Consider the following 18,550-nt stretch of genomic DNA (forward strand, 5'->3'; position numbering starts at 1 on the left):
ACTGGAGGAATTATCATGAACATTGGAATTATCGGAGCAACAGGAAAAGCAGGAAGTCTTATTGTAAAAGAAGCGATTGACCGAGGACACGAAGTTACAGCTATCGTTAGAAACGCAGCAAAAATGTCTGGGGAAAAAACGAACATTCTCGAAAAAGATATATTTAACCTGCAAGCTGAAGACATTCAGCAATTTGATGTTGTCGTAAATGCATTTGGCGCACCTGCAGGACAAGAACACCTCCATGTAGATGCTGGAAAAGCATTAATTGAAGTGTTTAAGGCTGCTCCCAAAACAAGATTAATTGTTATAGGTGGTGCAGGTAGCTTGTTTGTAGATGAAGCTAAAACCATCCGCCTAATTGACACACCCGAATTCCCTAAAGAATACTTTGCAACTGCTTCCAATCAAGGACAGAACTTACTAGATCTGCAAAAGACGAGTGGAGTTAAATGGACATTCATTAGCCCAGCAGCATTCTTCAATCCTGAAGGAAAAAGAACGGGTTCGTATCAAAAAGGAAAAGACAATTTAATGGTAAATTCAAAAGGTGATAGCTACGTAAGTTATGCAGATTATGCAGTCGCAGTTCTTGATGAAATCGAGAATCCTCAACATATAAATGAACGTTTTACTCTTGTTTCTGAAGCAGAATAACTAAGTTTTGGGAGATGAGTACTATGCCAAAAGAAACCAAGAAATCTGGAATTGAGATTGGAATATATACCTTCGGGGATCTTGGTCCAGATCCTCAAACAGGAAACACAATTAGTATTCAACAGCGCCTTCATGAAGTAATGGCGATTGGAAAGTTGACTGAAGAAGTCGGACTTGATATTTTTGGTGTCGGTGAGCATCATCGCTTGGATTATGCAGTATCGGCTCCGCCAGTTGTTCTTGCAGCAGTGGCACAAAACACAAAGCGTATTAAATTGACGAGTACAACGACTGTTTTGAGTACGGTCGACCCCGTTCGTCTATTCGAGGATTTTGCAACTCTGGATTTGATTTCGAATGGCCGTGCTGAGATTATTACAGGTCGTGGTGCATTCGTAGAATCCTTTCCGTTATTCGGCCATGACTTAAACAATTATGACGAGCTCTTCGATGAAAACATTCGACTTCTCCAACAATTGAATGCCAATGAAATCGTCAGTTGGAATGGGTCATTCCGTTCGCCTCTAACTAATTCTATGATTGCCCCCCGGCCTGTTCAAGATAAACTGCCGATTTGGGTTGGTGTCGGTGGCACACCTGAAAGTGCAATACGAGCAGGCAAACTTGGAACTGGTTTAGCATTAGCCATACTTGGCGGCGACCCAATTCGTTTTAAGCCACTTGTTGATTTGTATCGTCAAGCAGGCAAAGATGCAGGGCATCTTGAAGAGGATTTAAAAATAGCTGTAACTGGACACACGTATATAGCAAAGACTTCACAACAAGCAAAAGACGATTTCTATCCCTACTATGCAAATTACTGGGGGTACGTGAACAAACAACGTGGAATGAGTACGAGAATTTCTCGTTCTGATTTCGACCATATGGCCAGTCCCGAAACCGGACTATTTGTTGGCAGCCCTCAGCAAATAGTCGAGAAGATTCTTCACCAACACGAATTATTTGGACACCAACGCTTCATTGCACAAATGGATATCGGAGGCTTGCCGTTTTCTTCAGTCGCAGCAAGTATTGAAATGTTAGCAACAGAAGTAGCTCCAATCGTTCGACGGGAGACCACTAGATAAGGTTATCCTTTGATCATCTACCTCTTGAAACATACCAACTATTTGATGACGTATTAGAAATGACTTTACTAATTAAGCAACATATAATAGCATAATAGTATTAGATGAATGGGGAGATTACTTGCTCTCCATTCTTTTTAAATTGCACCACTTATTTATAAATATCATAAGCGTTTTTGTAAAAGCCATTAGTTCTCCAATGTTTATTTTTTCATCAACTTTATGGGCCTCTTCCAACTTCCCAGGACCATAAATAACTGTGGGAATCCCTGCTTCGCCTAGCCATCCTGCATCTGTTACTGTTCTTGACATGCCGATGATTACGGGACTTTTTTCGGTGTATTCATGACAGTATGCTAGAAGTTGAACGGCCGCATGCCCCTCATTCATTTCAAGTGCAGGGAATATTTCCCCGCGTTCTTCAATCATCGATTTTCCACCCCAGCGATAGTGAATGGGATTTTCTCTTAACCACGGATCAGCTTTTGCTACATGGTTTAAATGTTCTTCGATTTCATTTATCACAGATTGATAGGTTTCATTCGGATAAAAGTGAACGGTGATCCAAAGCCGGCATTCATCCGCTACAAAAGCCGCGTGTCTTCCGCCTTCTATAACTGCAGGATTGATGGTGTTGCTACCAGGTGCAAAACCTGGATATTTTTTTGTCACGGCCCAGTGACGCTCTAAATCTTGTAGCCCGGCAATTACTTTCATCATCTTCTCAATCGCACTGGCCCCATTAATGTTTCCGCCCGCATGAAGCATACTCATCCTCATTGCATCATGGTAAACTTCCTTACTTTTAATCGTTATCCAGCCGGTTATTACACCGCCCTGGCCATGAATTTGGCGATCGCTACTATCGACGACGAGTGCAAAGTCTGCTGTATAGCCTTTTTCCATGCACGAAAGTGTTCCAGCTTCTCCTGCTTCCTCCCCAATGACAGTCTGAATCTGCAAATCACCTTTCAGTTCCACACCTAGTTCGTTTAATAATTTTACGGCTAGTAAAGTCGCTGCCACTGCACCTTTCATATCGGAAGTTCCTCGTCCATATGCATTTCCATCTTTAGTTGTCAGTTCAAAGACAGGCACAGTCCATTCTGTTTCATCCCCAACTTCCGCAACATCAATATGACCATTAATGAGCAAGCTGTTAAACAGAGCTCCATCTGTCCCTTTTTTTATGCCTACCACGTTTGGATCACCAGGGAACACATCCCAACTGACTGTATCGAATTTTTCTTGTTTTAAAAACTCTTGAATATACTGCTGCACCCCGGCTGTATTTCTTGCGGGAGGGCTGATTGTCGGAAAACTAACGAGATCTGCAAGTAATTGCAATAACTCCTCTTGACGTTCATCAACTAAGTTGCTAATACTATTTTCCATTTCAATCATCCATTCTTTATTTAATTTTTAGTAAAGTAAATCCGTACTGGATAGATTTCAATATTGAATTCGGTGCATTAACAGAGCGAATGCGCCGAAGCGTGTATGATGGGAAATCCCTAGTTCATTGAATTTGCGATGGAACAGAAAACAGCCGCCTTCCATAATCGGAAAGCGGCTGTTTTCTACGTAGTTACATTCATTTGATGTAGAGTTCAGTTGCTTCCCTACGCTAGCATAAACTAGATCAGGTTCGAAGGGTTTACATGCATCATGTGTCTCAGCCAAATTGGCTCCCCTAGCAGACTTCTATTCAATTCGTGTTTTCTTTATGATTAAGCCAAGAACGAGGTTCATAATGCATCCGTTCGTTCTTCCTCTTCAGGAAGATATTGCGTTAATCCAATATTACGCTATCCGTTCTTTATTTTCGTTGTGTATCCTAACTGTTCATTAGATAAAAACGATGCTTTGGAAGCAATCTCCACAAGTTGCATAACTTCATTTTTCGCCCAATGGCTATTTGGAATATCCGTAAATTTTGCGGCAGTCGTGACTTCTTCTGTTTAACAGCTTGAACTTCCGCCTCGTTAGTTGCTAATACAACAGTAGCTGACGTTGGTAAAGCCACTATTAAGGTCAAAGCCAAAAAAAGTATGTGCTTTTTCTTCAGGATTATTTAAAGTCCTCCACTAGTTTATATTAATAACATAATAGTTATAGTTAACTATTATTACAACACTTTTGGATACTATTTTGGGATTCCTCCACAGGTGTCTGCTGAGATTATGACACCGGTGCCAACACCATAGCAATTCGGAAAAATAGCAAATCAATGAAGATGAGACACCAGTCTATAATCATTGACCTTGGTTACTCCTGAGTGTTAGGGTTTTCTATTGCCAACTCATTCGGCAAACTACAAAGGAGGAATTGCAATGACACAATTGATACAACAGGAAATTCATCTAGCAAATCGGCCCACTGGAATGCCTACCAAAGAAGACTTTACCTTTGTAAAAAGTTCAGTTCCCTCACCAAAAGTAAATGAAATTTTAGTACGGACGCTTTATTTGTCTGTAGATCCATACATGCGTGGAAGAATGCAAGATGCCAAGTCATATATTTCTCCATTTGAATTGAACAAGGTCATTTCTGGGGGTGTCGTGGGTGAGGTGGTTGAATCCCAGTCGGACGCCTTCAAACAAGGTGATGTAATTACTGGAAATCTCAGCTGGGCTGAATATACCGTAGCCACTGAAAATGAAATTCGCAAAATAGACCCTAAGTTGGCACCTATTTCAACACATTTAGGTATTCTCGGTTTGACAGGTTTAACTGCTTATTTTGGATTGCTTGATATCGGAAAACCTCAAGAAGGTGAAACGGTCGTCGTTTCTGGTGCTGCCGGGGCTGTTGGTTCAGCAGTTGGACAAATCGCGAAAATCAAAGGGGCAAAAGTAGTAGGTATTGCTGGTTCAGATGAAAAGATTGACTACTTATTGAATGTACTCGGCTTTGATGCGGCTGTGAATTATAAAAAAGAAAGTTTTTGGACAGACCTTAAAAATGCCGTTCCTGACGGAGTAGATGTCTATTTCGATAATGTCGGCGGGGACATTTCAGACGCTGTTTTTACTATGCTAAATCGAAATGCCCGTATTCCTTTATGCGGATCAATCTCTTCCTACAACGCAGAAGGAAAAGATGCTGGACCACGTATTCAATCGGCTATGATTAAGACGAGCGCTATGATGCAAGGCTTCACCCTTGGCGATTTTGCTACTGATTTTGAAAGAGGGTTTACTGACTTAGCTAAATGGCTACTGCAAGGTAAATTGAAATATGAAGAAACAATTGTTGAAGGTTTTGAAAATACACCAGAGGCATTCCTTGGTTTATTTAAAGGAACGAATCTAGGTAAGCAACTTGTAAAAGTGGCTGATCCTAAATACGCTAAACTTTAATAGTTCATCTGAAATTGCTTGACCTGCAACACTTATATGCTATAAAAAAATTCCTCAAGCAACTACATGAGGAGTTTTTTTATCAAGCACAAAATCAGGAACTAGTCACCTTAAACTGACCTAGTTCATTTCAAAACATATTCTGCTAGCACGCTTTGTACTTTATAAACATTCAAGGATTTATTGAATTTCTTTTGAATTGGTGCAGAACTTCCCGATAGCCAGATTTTCAATTCCGCTTCGAGATCAAACGTTCCTGCAGTTTCAATTGAGAAATGTACAACACTTTTATATGGAATAGAATGATATTCACTTTTCTTTCCTGTGACGCCCTGTTTGTCCACAAGAATTAGACGCTTATCCGTAAATATCAACAAATCTCTAATTAATTTATATGCATGCTCCACTTTTTCAGTTGGTGTAAGTAAATCCTTCATTTCCTTCTCTACTTTGCTTACATCAATTTCAGATGCATTCCCCATTATTCCATCAAAAATACTCATTTTTATTCCTCCTGTTTATCCTTAATCAGTATAAGTCCACATTTAATTTGTTCGTACACCTTCCCTCCACCATTCCCGGGGGGTGCCATGCACTCGCTTTTATTCTCAATTATACATTGCTCAATGATTCAACAATAAGTTAGTCTTTCCTCCACCAAAATTCCTCATACAACAAAATTCCGTTTTTTCAATCAAAATACGTGATTGAAAGGATAGATTAGGCTATGCTAAAGGAAGGTATTTCCTAACATTAAAAGGAGTGATGGATATGATCAGTCAACGACTAGCAGAAGCACTCAATCAGCAAATGAACAATGAATTCGACGCTGCACAATCTTATATGGCAATGGCTGCTTATTGTGAACACACTAATTATAGTGGCTTTGCCAATTATTATCTTCAACAAGCCGAAGAAGAACGTTTTCACGGTATGAAGATTTACAACTATATGAATGACCGCGGGTTACATGCAAAATTCTCCGCAACGTCTGAGCCAAAAATTGAATTTGAATCAGTATTAGATACTTTCGAATCAGGTTTACAACAAGAAAAAGGAGTTACAAAGAACTTTTATGAATTAACGGACCTAGCTTGGGAAGAAAAAGAACATGCTACGATTTCATTTTTGAGATGGTTCTTGGACGAGCAAGTTGAAGAGGAAGCAGCCTTCGATACACATATCGAGTACCTGAAACGCATCGGAGAAGATAAAAACGCATTGTATATTTATGAAAAAGAACTTGGGCAACGTAAATTCACTGCAGAAACTGGAGAATAAGTTAGTCCTTTTTTAAAAATACCCATCATCTTCCTTGACGAAGATAATGGGTATTTTTTTTAGATTTTCTTGATAAGCCTACGTTTCTTAACCCTCACCGTTCTCCTATCAATATGTTGAAAGGTTACATAGTAGTCCTTTGACTCCCTGTATTTTATCTTGTTAGCAACCAAATAGAAAGTAAATTCAAGTTCGATTGGATTCATTATTCCAACAATTATTTCGACAAATTTCTCTTCATTCGGTAAGTTTTAATTTTTTTAATTGCAGATATGTATCAGAAAATTCATTATTTAGAAAAAATGACTTGTACGTTGACAGAATATTTGGTAATGTGGACTTAGCTTCCTGTTAAACTATTCACATTTTACTAGTTTAACAACAATTTTTACATAATTTGAAAACGCTCTCATGTAAAAGGAGGTTACATTTCCAATGGCCAACAAGTTTTAAATATTTTTTTTAAAAAAGGGGATGAAATCGTGAGTAAAAGTTCAACAGATAACCCAGCGAGTGTGAAGTTGGATTATGAAAAAATCATCAATACACCTGAATTCAAAAATTTAGTAAAACGAAAAAGAATATTTTCTACACCGTATATTATTTTCTTTTTTATTGCCTATTTTACACTGCCTCTTCTCACAGGATATACAAATATTCTTGAGAATCGTGCCATTGGTTGGATGACTTGGACATGGGTGTACTCACTAAGCATGTTCATCATGGTATGGGTATTTACATCAATCTACATGAATAAAGCGAAAAGTTTCGACTTGGACGTTGAAGACATTATAAAGAAAAATGTTGTGAAATAAAGGGGGTACTTACAAGTGGATGATATTATATCAATCGCAATTTTCGTTGCAGTAATTGGGCTTACACTGGGGATTACATACTGGGCGGCCAAACAAACTACAACTGCAAGTGATTTTTACACGGCTGGGGGATCATTAACCGGTTGGCAAAACGGAATGGCCATTGCTGGAGACTACCTGTCTGCTGCATCATTCCTAGGAATTGCAGGAGCAATCTCTTTAAATGGATTTGATGGTTTTTACTATAGTATTGGTTGGTTGACAGCTTATCTAGTAGTTTTGTTTCTAATTGCAGAGCCACTGCGTAATCTAGGGAAGTTTACTATGGCAGATATGATTGGTGCACGTTTTGGGGCAAGAAAAGTTCGTGGCGCCGCAGCATTAAATACAATTACGATTGTTTTATTTTATATGCTGGCTCAGCTTGTAGGTGCTGGTGCCCTGATAAAATTACTTCTAGGAATCGACTATTGGATTGCAGTTCTAATCGTTGGTGTAATGATGACAATCTATGTCCTATTCGGCGGTATGACTGCAACAAGTTGGGTTCAAATTATTAAAGCCATTTTACTTATGATAGGTACCATTGTTATTTCGTTCCTTGTCCTATTAAAATTCAACTTCAACTTTATCGGTATGTTTGACGCCATGAGAACAGCTACGCCACATGGTGAAGCCTTCTTACATTCCGGGATAATCTATAAAGACCCGATTGGTCTAATATCCGTCCTAATTGCACTGGTTTTAGGTACGGCTGGTTTGCCCCATATCTTAATGCGCTTCTTTACAGTAAAAGACGCGAAAACAGCTCGTTCTTCTGTAATTTATGCGGTTTGGATAATAGGTATATTCTATGTTCTAACAATTTTCCTCGGTTTCGGTGCAGCTAAGTTTGTTGGCGTAGATGCAATCATTGCCGAAAATGCTGCCGGAAACATGGCCGCACCAATGTTAGCGGGTGTGTTGGGGGGATCAGCACTTGAGTCATTCGTTGCAGCGGTTGCCTTCGCGACGATTCTAGCAGTTGTTGCCGGTCTTGTATTATCAGGCGCTTCAGCGATTGCACATGATATTTACGGAGAAATTATTAAAAAAGGTAAAGTTACAGAGAAACAACAAGTTAGAGCCGCAAGATACGCAGCAATTGCTGTTTCTGTTTTCTCTATTCTTTTAGCGCTTGGTGCGGAAAAATTGAATGTCGCGTTCCTTGTTTCACTCGCATTCTGTATTGCCGCCTCTGCAAACGTTCCGACAATACTATTCACTATCTATTGGAAAAGGTTTAATACGACAGGTGCAGTCGCTTCCATGTTAACTGGTTTGATTGTTGCACTTGTTCTGGTTGCTGTAAGTCCAAGTGTTATTAACCCTGTTGAAGGAGCAGCGTTCTTTGTTGGACAACCACTCTTCCCTTATGCGAACCCTGCAATTATTTCTGTTCCAGCAGGATTCTTAGCAGCAATTATTGGTACGCTCGTTTCATCTAAAAAACACGAAGCTGATGAAGTTTCTTATGCTGAAGTGAAGTTCAAAGCGGAAACAGGTTATAGAGAACTTGAGCGTTAATCAAGTAATAAAAAAAGTCCTCCCTCTCTATTTTTAATTAGATGAGGGAGATTTTTCTATCAAAAGACGAAGGTGATGACAATGAATGATAAGCAGCGAACAAAAGCAATCTATGAGTTAGTACATGAGCAGCTATTATTTAAAGGATTATCCGACACGGCATTTAGCGAACTAATGTCTGAATGCAAACTCACCTATTACCAAAAGGCCGGAAAGACGGACTACTTCAGAACCCCACACGAAGGATTATTCCTTATCATAAAAGGTTCTGCAGAAATATTCATAATTGGTGATGATGAGACATCCTATGCTATTGAAGAAGTTCAGGAAGGTGAGATAATCGGTTTTTCAAACATCGCTTATTACCTAGGTGAGTCAAGTCGACCACTCGATTGGCATCATCTTGAAATGGTAGTACTGGAAGATTCCTATTGCTTACAGGTTCCTATCTCTGTCGTGAAGAAGAGAATAGATGATACAGACGTCCGTGATGCTATTTTGAAAAGTATGTCTATACGACTGGCAAATGTCTATGCTTCCTTAGGTGAGCAAATGAAGTTGTCAGATGAGTGGGGAGAAAGCGAGCCATACGTACGTCGTGTTGAGGACTTTATGAATTCTCCTGTCATTACTATTACTGAAGACACGGCATTAAGACAAATAGCGCGTAGTATGATTGATAACTCAATCAGTTCGATTCTAGTAGTTGATCAAAAAGAGCAATTAACAGGAATCATAACAGAAAAAGACCTAGTACAAAGAGTCCTTGCTCAAGGTTATAATAGTGAACTGAAAGCCATAGATATAATGACGAAAAAACCTCATACGATTTCCCGTCATGATTACTATTACGAGGTCCTGTCGGCATTCTATAAGTACGGAGTAAAGCACTTACCTGTCGTCGAAGGTAATCGACTGGTTGGCGTTGTTACACTGTCAAATTTGATTACAAAACGGGATCGTGGATCGATGGGTATCTTAAAAACGATTGAGGCTTCTTCTATAGATAGTTTACCTGCAATTAAAAATGCAATTTACGATGTGCTATCGAGTTTAATTAACGATGAAATTTCTACCATCCACTTGCTGGAGATAATTACAAAATTATATGACCGACTCGCACGACACTGTGTGAAACTCGCTGTACGGTGGTTGGAGATACAAGGTAAAGGCACTCCACCCGTTCCTTATGCGTGGTATCAGATGGGCAGTGGTGCCAGAGGAGAACAATTCATGTTGACAGACCAGGATCATTTCCTTGTTTATGCTAATCCAGATGAGAAAGACAAACAACAAGTAGATAATTATTTTTTACAGCTTGGAGATGCGATAGTTTGGCATATGGAGAATGCCGGTTATTCCAGATGTGATGGAAAAATGATGTCTAGTGAGTCACTATGGCGCGGTTCCATTTCCGATTGGCAGAAGAGACTTCGGAGTTGGGCGTTGAAGGCAACCGATGATGATATTTTACTAGGCTATAATTTTTTATCTTTTCGTTTTCTGATGGGAGATGCATCGTTAAATAATCGCTTTTCCCAGATGGTACAAATACAATTGAAATCCTCACAAACTTTCCTTTATTATATGGCGCAACAGGAACAGAATAGGCCCATACCACTAGTTAATCATTCCTTTCTTGCTTTATTTAAAGCAAGGGGTAACCGTGATATATTCGATATCAAAAAACATGCTTTATTTCCCATGCACCATTGCCTACAAATATTGGGTGTACAAAAAAACATCATTAACGGCACGCCATTGCAATTAGTCGACGACCTGGTGAAAGAAGGAGAACTGTCCGCTGGTTTTGCAGATGATATTCGTCATGCATATGAAATTGCCCTAAAAACAAGGATTCGACTATCATGGAAAAAGCATATACGTGGTGAATCTATTACAACTGAAATTCACTTTGCGTCGATTCGCAAATGGGAACGGGATGAATTAACGACTATGTTAACAACAGTCCACGCCTTGCAATCACATTTACTTGCAAAGTTATAAATGATTTTGAGATATTTATTGGAGGGGAAGCTATGTTTTGGAAAAAACAACAATCAAACTATAAACTGGAACAATCATTTTTGCTAGATACAAAGCTTAGAAATATGCCGTTTACCGTCTTCGATACTGAAACGACAGGATTTGCAATTTCTGCAGATGATCGTCTTATTGAAATAGGTGCTGTCCATATTGAAAATAGCGTAGTCACTGACAGTGTATTTCAGACATTTGTAAAACCATCACGTCTTATACCCGAACATATTACGAAGTTGACATCTATTGAACAACATCATGTAGACAATGCACCTAGCCCACTTGAAGCAATCGAAAGCTACTTTCAATTCTTTAAAGATACGAATAGTGGGGGTTGGATTGGTCACCATTTAAGTTTTGACACTCTGGTTTTAAAAAGAGAATTACAGCGAGTTAAATGTACATATGAAGTGCCTTCTACCTTTGATACATTTGATTTAATCAATTATTTAAATCCATCATGGGATCAGTTTGATTTGGAAGAATACGCGCGGATATTTGGTACACAAATATTTGAGCGACACCGCGCACTAGGGGATGCCTTAACAACCGCTCATTTATTTATCGAATTATTGAAGCGTCTTGAAGATAAGGGAGTTATTACGCTAGCGGACTTACTTAGAGTAAAGAACAATAAAAAGCAGCAGAATGTTGCTTTGTTTTAGCTAAATACATCAAAACAGGACCCAATGAATAAATTGGAGTCCTGTTTGGCTATTCTTTATCTCCTAACTCCGATAAACCCCTTAAATTAAAAAGCACCCCGAAGGATGCTTTATTGTTATTTCCCCATCACATCTTCAGAAATACACGTTACTTTAAATACCTTCTGGCCCCTGAAAAGTTTACTTTGTATGGGTGTGTATTGATAGATATAATCTCTACTTTTCTGCTCGAATTCGGGGCATGAATCATTTGGTTATTCCCGATATACATTCCTACGTGGTACACCTTCCCTTTTCCTTGATTGTAAGCGAAGAATAACAAGTCTCCGGGTTGCATATTTTTCTTGGCAACAGGAGTACCGTTTACCGCCTGAACAAACGAATCGCGCGGAATCATAATGCCATGATTTTTGTAAACTGAATGAATAAGACCTGAACAATCGAAGCCGAAGCCTGATATGCCTGACCAGATGTATGGAAGACCCAGGAACATTTTTGCGCTATCGACAATGTCTTTTTGAGTCGGTTTTTGTATTGATGCGAAATTTTTAACGATTTTCACATCTTGTTTGCGTAAATACTTCACCCCACTTGCCGGTGTTTGAACGTGAATCCAGTCTCCTTCTTCTTTTATGACAGGTAGAATTGTCGTATAGCTAATATCCATAAATTTGCTTGCTTTTTTGGGTTCATTATAAAGAGTGGCAATATTTGTATCTATGATTGCTATTTGGCAATCAGTGTAATTGGAAGCTGTTTCAGTTATGTGTGTTTTCGGGACCCAACCGGGATATCCCGCTTTGTTCCTGGGCGAATATTGATCCTTCACAGCAATTTCATGCCAATTTCCACTACTTTTTAAAATAACGACTTCCTGTCCGTATAAAGCTTGCGTATCCGTCTTTCCTACAAGCCATAACTTTTGGCTTACGGACATACTTTTAGCCCATTTTTGAATATCGGTCGGACTGGAAATAGACGGTCGATCCACTACGCGGTTTTTGTTGGGTGATTTCCACAAGTTTGTCACCTGAACGTTGACAACGGCGTTTTTTTTACTGTCTACCTTCGAACAGACAGGTTTCTTTTTGAATTCGGGATTTAGTATACGTGCAAGGAACACAGCAAAATTAGCTTTCGTTATGAAGGCTGTCGGTTTATAAGTATTGTTTGGATAACCTCTTGTGACTTCATTGGCAAATAGCGTATTAATAGAATTTGAAGCCCAGTATGATGCATCGACATCTTTAAATGAATGTCCAGAAGTACCTTTCAATTTAAATGCACTCACTAGGATTACCGCCATCTGTCCCCTTGTTAACTTATGGTTTGGCATAAACTCTCCGTTTGCATTGCCGTTCATAATACCTTCATCTGCTATTGTAGAAATGATGGCATAACCTTCGTCTTCAATGGTTACGTCAACGAAATTCGGATTTGGCCGATCCGTAGTATCGAGACCGAGTGCCTTTATAATCATAGTCGAAGCTTCCAAGCGTGTAATTTCTTCATTCACACCAAAGTTCTCTGATGGATCTGCAAAAATAATGCCTTGCTCAGCCAAGAAGTCTAATTCCGCTTTCGATGCATGCTTGTCTGTAACGTCTTTGAATAAAGGTGCGGCAAGAACAGTATCTATTGCGGTGAACATAAGGAGGATTGCGGTAAAAATAACCATAAATTTTTTCGTCATTTAGATTCTCCTTTTCTACTAACAGACTCTATACACAATAGTACAATAGAAAGAAAATTCTGCATAGTCTTTCCTTATAAAAAGCAAAAAAAGTATGAAACGTCTGCCTTGTTAAGGGCAGTCCCATCGTTTCATACTTTTTTTATATGCTACGCTTTTTGGTTGTTAGTGTTGAATTAATAGTTCAAGAAAATCTTCTGAAACATACGTTTTCATACCTTTCAATTCAGGTGGAACTTCGAATTTACCAACGCTCTTGTTAAAGTCAAACATTTTGTTTCCGCGTTTAATTTCTTATCTTTTTATTTAACTAATTCCAATAACTCCCTGTTTTACGTTTTCGATTCATCAAATAAAGGGCGTAGCTGAGGAGTGCTGTTAATACAATAGTGAGACAGTGCATAAAAAGTGCTGGCGTAAAAAGAAAGTTAACTATATCTCGGACTTCTGTCTGTTGCGCAAACGCGTTATATGGATTATCTTTCTTATATTTAATCGGTAATACGCCATCCCGGTATTTAAGATATGTGTTCTTTTTTACTTCTTTTGTTAGATTAATTGGTTCACCATTTGTGTCTTCGTAAGCAAGTGCCAAATAATAATAGGTCTGGTAATCTCTGCCCGTTCCGTTTTCAAAAGAATGATCTGTTATTGTGGCAATGGTTTCAATATAATCTTTCCCGTAATACTTTTCATAACCATTTTTCAAGTCCGCAGTCATTTCACGATATGAAAATACAAGCATTAGTAATAAGCCGCCCCAACATATGAAATAAAATATAATGCTTAAACCGAAGTCATGCCTATCCAGGAACGCTTCAAATCCTTTTAATTTGGACAGTAAATACAATATATAGCCGGCTGGATAAATACCAACGAGAAACAATGCAAAATAAAAACCATTACAATCGGATTTCAGTTCGCCCTGCGTGCTAAAAACACCTTGAATCATAAAACCGTCGATTGTATCTCCTATTTCAAGTTTTTCAAATTCCTCTTTGGATACAGAGGCTGCATAGCCCCTTTCAATACTTTGTGTAGTTTGTTCCAAGAGCTGCGGCTTAAGAAGTACGATATAGGACAACCCATTTAACAAATACTTTTCAGCAGTTTTATCATAGACAACCGCAGTCGTGGCATTCATCAATTGTTCATTTTTCACGTCCTCATTCCGTTGCAAATTTATGATTATAATCCCTATGAGAAAAACGAAAAAAATAAATCCTAATACTTCATATCCTATCCGTTTCCAATCCTTCTCTATCTTTTTCTTATTTTTTTTCATCAGAACCGCCTACTTCATCAATAAACTTATTATTACTAGATTTGAATAAATTCCAATTCAGTATAGTCAATGTAAATCTGATAGCCATCTTGCCATTGCTCTTTTAACCAAATGATGATTTCATGCATTTCTTCGCTATGCCTTTGTGCCAAATTCTCCAGCTCTCCCACTTCATTAAAAGCAGCCAAACACCATTTGGGATCGGGTAGCAGATTCAACCATTCAACTTTTTCTTTATCTAAACTTTCAGTTGGTGACATTTCCATGGTTACCGGTAACATGATATTCCACTTACTTCCTAAGCCCACCTCTTCCATGAATTTCTTCATTTCTAACGCAAAGTGATACGGCAATTGATAAGTGTCTAGATCATCCCAACTGGATACTTGAAGTTTATAATAGACAATTTGCTCTTTTTTCATTAACTTATCTACTAAGTTCTGTTTAACCGGACTTTCAACAAATGTGATATTTCGGATTGCTTCCATTTTTATTTGGGTTTTCATTTGCTCATCGTTATAGTTCAGTATTTTTTTATGTACTTTTTCGATATCTTCTTCCACTTGTTTTAGTAATCTAGATAATGACTCTTCTTCTTCCGGTGATAATCCCACTGTTACTTGTTTTTCACGGAAGTTTCGAATACCCATGAATAGATTGATTCTCTCACTATCTGTCATTTTCTTACCTCCTGTATATTATCTAATGAAGTCTCTTACTATACAGTGTTTTCTCAAAATAAGTTTCAATATTTATCCAATATGATTCCGAGGGTTTAGAATAATGACAATAAACTGTATGAAAGGCCTATTAAATAAAATAAAACCAAAAGGACCCGCTAATTAGTAGCAGGTCCTTTCGTGTACCTTCAGACTAGGTCAATTTACCAGAAAAATTGACTAGGTCAATTCACTAGAATAATTGACTAGGTCAATTGAATAGTGCTTCACTGAACACTTTAATTCAAGTACGCTATTAGTTAGTTGTCACTTTTTCACTTAGCAAAATGGTAGTAATAATTTCTACTGCTTTATCCATCTCTTCGTATGTAACTGTTAAAGGCGGCAAGAGTCGAATAACGTTACTTCCTGCTTGGACGAGCAGTAACCCTGCCTCTTCTGCCTGTTGAATGTATGATGACACGTCTTCACGGCATTGAATCCCCAATAACAATCCAGCTCCACGAATTGAAAATTGATCCTCCGGTAATAGAGTCTGCACCTTTTCAACAAGGTAGTTTGATTTGTCTTTAACTACTTGCAAGAACGCTTTCTCGAAAACAATGTCTACGACTGTTTGTGCAATCGCAACGGCAAGTGGGTTACCGCCATATGTTGTGCCATGGGTACCAGGTCCAAATGAATCGAAGAGCTCGCTTGACCCAAGCATAGCCCCTATCGGGAATCCTCCTCCCAATCCTTTGGCAAGTGTCATAATATCGGGTCTTAGAACCGTCTGTTCACTGGCATAACGGGTTCCCGATCGACCGATACCTGTTTGCACTTCATCGACAATCAATAAAATTCCGTTTGTTTTACAAATTTCCGTTATTTTTTGTGCAAATTCAGGTTCGATTGGATGAACGCCGCCCTCACCTTGAATAACTTCTAACATGATTGCAGCTACATCTCCGTCAATCGCAGCTTCCAATTGCGCTACGTCATTGTAAGGAATGATGCGGAATGTCTCTAGCAGAGGGCCAAATCCTTCGCGAACTTTAGGTTGCCCAGTTGCGGACATTGCGCCAAATGTCCGTCCGTGAAAGGATTGTTCAAAAGTAATAATGACATTTTTCTGCGTATGTTTACGTGCCAATTTAATGGCTGCTTCGTTTGCTTCAGCGCCGCTGTTACAGAAAAACGCGTGGCTAAAAGGAGTTTCTTCCACAAGTTTAGCCGCTAGTTTTTCCTGTTCAGGACTTTCAAATAAGTTTGATGTGTGCCATAGTTTCTCACTTTGCAGTTTCACTGCTTCGACAAGTTTTTCATTTGCATGGCCTAAACTGACGACTGCGATTCCACTTGTAAAATCGAGATAATCTTTCCCTTTGTCATCAGTGACGATTGTCCCTTTTCCTTTTACAAGATGAACAGAACGTCGCGCGTAATTATTAAATAACGTACTCAAATGAATGCCCCCTCGTATTTAATGTCAGTTCCTACTAGTTGCTGACCGACAATTTGTACGGACGGAATGCCTGCATGTAAACAATCAAGTGCAGCTTCCACTTTCGGTAACATGCCTCCGTAAATCTCTCCTGTTTCAATCCACTGCATTATTTCTATTTGTGATGCTTTTTCTTGGACAATTCCTTTTATCTGAATACCTGGAGTATCCGTGACGAGGAGAAGACTGTCCGCCTTCATCGCAAATGCTATTTTACTAGCGACCGTATCCGCATTGATATTGAGCGGAGCACCGTCCTCTGACGCACCGATACATGAAATAACCGGTACAAGCCCTGCTACTAGAATATTTTCCAGTAGTTCTGTTCGGACATGCTGAATTTCTCCTACAGATCCATACACCTCTTCATCAAGCACTGTACATGTAAGTAGTTTTCCGTCATATCCACTCATACCTATCGCATCAATGCCGCCTTTGTTTAATTGATGGACAAGGGCTGGATTAACTTGACCCACCAACGTCATTTGAATAATTCCTACCGCTTCTTTCGATGTTACCCGAATACCGTTTAACACGGAGGACAATACGTTATTTTTGGCCAATTCATTATTAATGAAAGGACCCCCTCCATGAACCAGTATCAGTTCATGTCCTGTTTCCTGCAGTTGTTTAAAGTTATTGAAAAAGGCTTCGTTCAATCCTTCAAGCATACTGCCGCCTAGTTTAATAACAATTCTTTTACGATCGGTATGTTGCGTTAATTTGGACATAGTCATATGTTAAATCGCACCCCCATGCCAACCCATGACCGTTGCCTTGGTGAAGGTCGACTGTAATTTTCACTTCCGACTGTTTCAAATAGCCGGATAGTTGTGCTTCAGAAAAAGGAACAGGTTCACCGTTTTCTACTACGATTGTTGATCCAATCTTAATCTTAATGGCATTTGGATCTAGTGTTGCACCACTATACCCGACAGCCGCGATAATTCTTCCCCAGTTCGCATCACAACCGAAAATGGCTGTTTTTACAAGTGGTGACCCAACGACTGTTTTGGCAATTTTTCTTGCTTCAGCATCCGAAACTGCACCTGATACCTCGACTTCGATGAGCTTTGTCGCCCCTTCTCCATCCTTAGCTATCATTTTTGCAAGATCTTGGGATACTGCGTGCAATGCATTAACGAACTGTTCCCAGTTTGGATGTAATGGTGTCAGCGCACTATTGCCGGCTAATCCATTCGCCATAACAAGTACCATATCATTTGTAGATGTGTCGCCATCCACCGTAATTGAGTTGAACGTTACGTCTGTTACAGTTTTAAGAGCTGCTTGCAGATGAACCGATTCAATGTTCGCATCAGTTGTAATGAAACCAAGCATCGTAGCCATATTCGGGTCAATCATTCCCGATCCTTTTGCTGTCCCCGCAAGAGTAATCTTCTTGCCGTCGATTACCGTGCTGTATGCAGTATTTTTTGTAACTGTATCTGTCGTTAAAATCGCTTGAGAAAATAGAATAGATCCTTCTAATGCAGAACTTGGTTGAAGTTTTGGAATCCCTTTAACAATGGGTTCCATTTTCATTATTTCACCGATAACTCCAGTAGATGCTACTCCGACTAACCCAGGAGCGATTCCAAGTTTTTCTGCTGTCTTTTGTTGCATTAGACGTGCATCTAGCAACCCTTGTTTTCCTGTGCAGGCATTGGCGTTTCCTGAATTCACGATGATTGCCTGCATTTTTCCCGTTTGTTTTATCGCTTCTTTCGTAACAAGCAATGGTGCTGCCTGAATTGCATTTGTTGTAAAAACACCCGCAACGCTTGCCGGGACTTCACTGACTAGTAAAGCCAAATCATTATTCTTGTGTTTTATGCCGCAATGGAGCCCAGTCGCTTTAAAACCGATTGGGGAAGCGATATTATTTCCTGATTGACGCTTTAACGCTCTTGATGTTGTCGTCATAATATT

16 protein-coding genes and 1 riboswitch are annotated in these 18,550 nt (G+C 39.2%); of the genes, 8 read left to right on the top strand and 8 right to left on the bottom strand.

What is annotated here, in order from left to right; all coding sequences use genetic code 11:
- The first annotated feature begins 15 nt into the window (after positions 1-15).
- Positions 16-657, top strand: coding sequence for an NAD(P)-dependent oxidoreductase (locus AC1TO6_RS02550; protein ID WP_482100027.1), 642 nt, complete (start codon positions 16-18; stop codon positions 655-657).
- A 23-nt stretch (positions 658-680) separates the two neighbouring features.
- A complete protein-coding gene (locus AC1TO6_RS02555) occupies positions 681-1,745 on the top strand; it encodes an LLM class flavin-dependent oxidoreductase (RefSeq protein ID WP_482100028.1) in 1,065 nt (354 codons plus the stop codon).
- Positions 1,746-1,862: 117 nt separating this feature from the next.
- Here AC1TO6_RS02555 and AC1TO6_RS02560 read toward each other — a convergent pair whose 3' ends face one another.
- Entirely contained in the window at positions 1,863-3,140 is a 1,278-nt protein-coding gene (locus tag AC1TO6_RS02560; protein WP_482100029.1) for an acetylornithine deacetylase, read from the bottom strand.
- A 207-nt stretch (positions 3,141-3,347) separates the two neighbouring features.
- A riboswitch (TPP riboswitch) is annotated at positions 3,348-3,450 on the bottom strand.
- Between the two features lie 628 nt (positions 3,451-4,078).
- Here AC1TO6_RS02560 and AC1TO6_RS02565 point away from each other — a divergent pair.
- Complete coding sequence (locus AC1TO6_RS02565; RefSeq protein WP_482100030.1) at positions 4,079-5,107, top strand: NADP-dependent oxidoreductase; 1,029 nt, start codon at positions 4,079-4,081, stop codon at positions 5,105-5,107.
- Between the two features lie 125 nt (positions 5,108-5,232).
- Here the strand turns inward: AC1TO6_RS02565 and AC1TO6_RS02570 are convergent, their stop codons facing one another.
- The gene (locus AC1TO6_RS02570; RefSeq protein WP_482100031.1) at positions 5,233-5,610 is read right to left on the bottom strand and encodes a PH domain-containing protein; all 378 of its coding nucleotides are present in this window, start codon (positions 5,608-5,610) and stop codon (positions 5,233-5,235) included.
- Between the two features lie 268 nt (positions 5,611-5,878).
- Here AC1TO6_RS02570 and AC1TO6_RS02575 point away from each other — a divergent pair, with 268 nt between their 5' ends.
- The 5 genes from AC1TO6_RS02575 to AC1TO6_RS02595 all read left to right on the top strand — a co-directional run bounded on the left by AC1TO6_RS02575 (position 5,879) and on the right by AC1TO6_RS02595 (position 11,474).
- Complete coding sequence (locus AC1TO6_RS02575) at positions 5,879-6,388, top strand: ferritin (RefSeq protein WP_482100032.1); 510 nt, start codon at positions 5,879-5,881, stop codon at positions 6,386-6,388.
- A 482-nt stretch (positions 6,389-6,870) separates the two neighbouring features.
- Entirely contained in the window at positions 6,871-7,203 is a 333-nt protein-coding gene (locus tag AC1TO6_RS02580) for a DUF485 domain-containing protein (RefSeq protein WP_482100033.1), read from the top strand.
- Between the two features lie 15 nt (positions 7,204-7,218).
- Entirely contained in the window at positions 7,219-8,769 is a 1,551-nt protein-coding gene (locus tag AC1TO6_RS02585) for a solute symporter family protein (protein WP_482100034.1), read from the top strand.
- Positions 8,770-8,850: 81 nt separating this feature from the next.
- Entirely contained in the window at positions 8,851-10,776 is a 1,926-nt protein-coding gene (locus AC1TO6_RS02590; protein WP_482100035.1) for a DUF294 nucleotidyltransferase-like domain-containing protein, read from the top strand.
- A 32-nt stretch (positions 10,777-10,808) separates the two neighbouring features.
- Entirely contained in the window at positions 10,809-11,474 is a 666-nt protein-coding gene (locus AC1TO6_RS02595) for a 3'-5' exonuclease (protein ID WP_482100036.1), read from the top strand.
- Between the two features lie 148 nt (positions 11,475-11,622).
- On the opposite strand, the gene AC1TO6_RS02600 is transcribed toward AC1TO6_RS02595, so the two are convergent.
- The 6 genes from AC1TO6_RS02600 to argJ all read right to left on the bottom strand — a co-directional run bounded on the left by AC1TO6_RS02600 (position 11,623) and on the right by argJ (position 18,544).
- A complete protein-coding gene (locus AC1TO6_RS02600) occupies positions 11,623-13,167 on the bottom strand; it encodes an S-layer homology domain-containing protein (RefSeq protein WP_482100037.1) in 1,545 nt (514 codons plus the stop codon).
- Between the two features lie 310 nt (positions 13,168-13,477).
- Entirely contained in the window at positions 13,478-14,452 is a 975-nt protein-coding gene (locus tag AC1TO6_RS02605) for a hypothetical protein (protein ID WP_482100038.1), read from the bottom strand.
- 35 nt (positions 14,453-14,487) lie between these two features.
- A complete protein-coding gene (locus AC1TO6_RS02610; protein WP_482100039.1) occupies positions 14,488-15,132 on the bottom strand; it encodes a hypothetical protein in 645 nt (214 codons plus the stop codon).
- A gap of 295 nt (positions 15,133-15,427) precedes the next feature.
- Complete coding sequence (locus AC1TO6_RS02615) at positions 15,428-16,579, bottom strand: acetylornithine transaminase (RefSeq protein ID WP_482100040.1); 1,152 nt, start codon at positions 16,577-16,579, stop codon at positions 15,428-15,430.
- Positions 16,576-17,355: an acetylglutamate kinase gene (gene argB / locus AC1TO6_RS02620; protein ID WP_482100041.1), complete on the bottom strand. Its 780-nt coding sequence runs from the start codon at positions 17,353-17,355 to the stop codon at positions 16,576-16,578. Before argB ends, AC1TO6_RS02615 begins: the two co-directional genes overlap by 4 nt.
- Positions 17,318-18,544, bottom strand: coding sequence for a bifunctional glutamate N-acetyltransferase/amino-acid acetyltransferase ArgJ (gene argJ / locus AC1TO6_RS02625; protein WP_482100042.1), 1,227 nt, complete (start codon positions 18,542-18,544; stop codon positions 17,318-17,320). The genes argB and argJ overlap by 38 nt, the downstream gene beginning before the upstream one ends.
- Positions 18,545-18,550: the final 6 nt, after the last annotated feature.

This window comes from Sporosarcina sp. Y352, assembly GCF_056786535.1.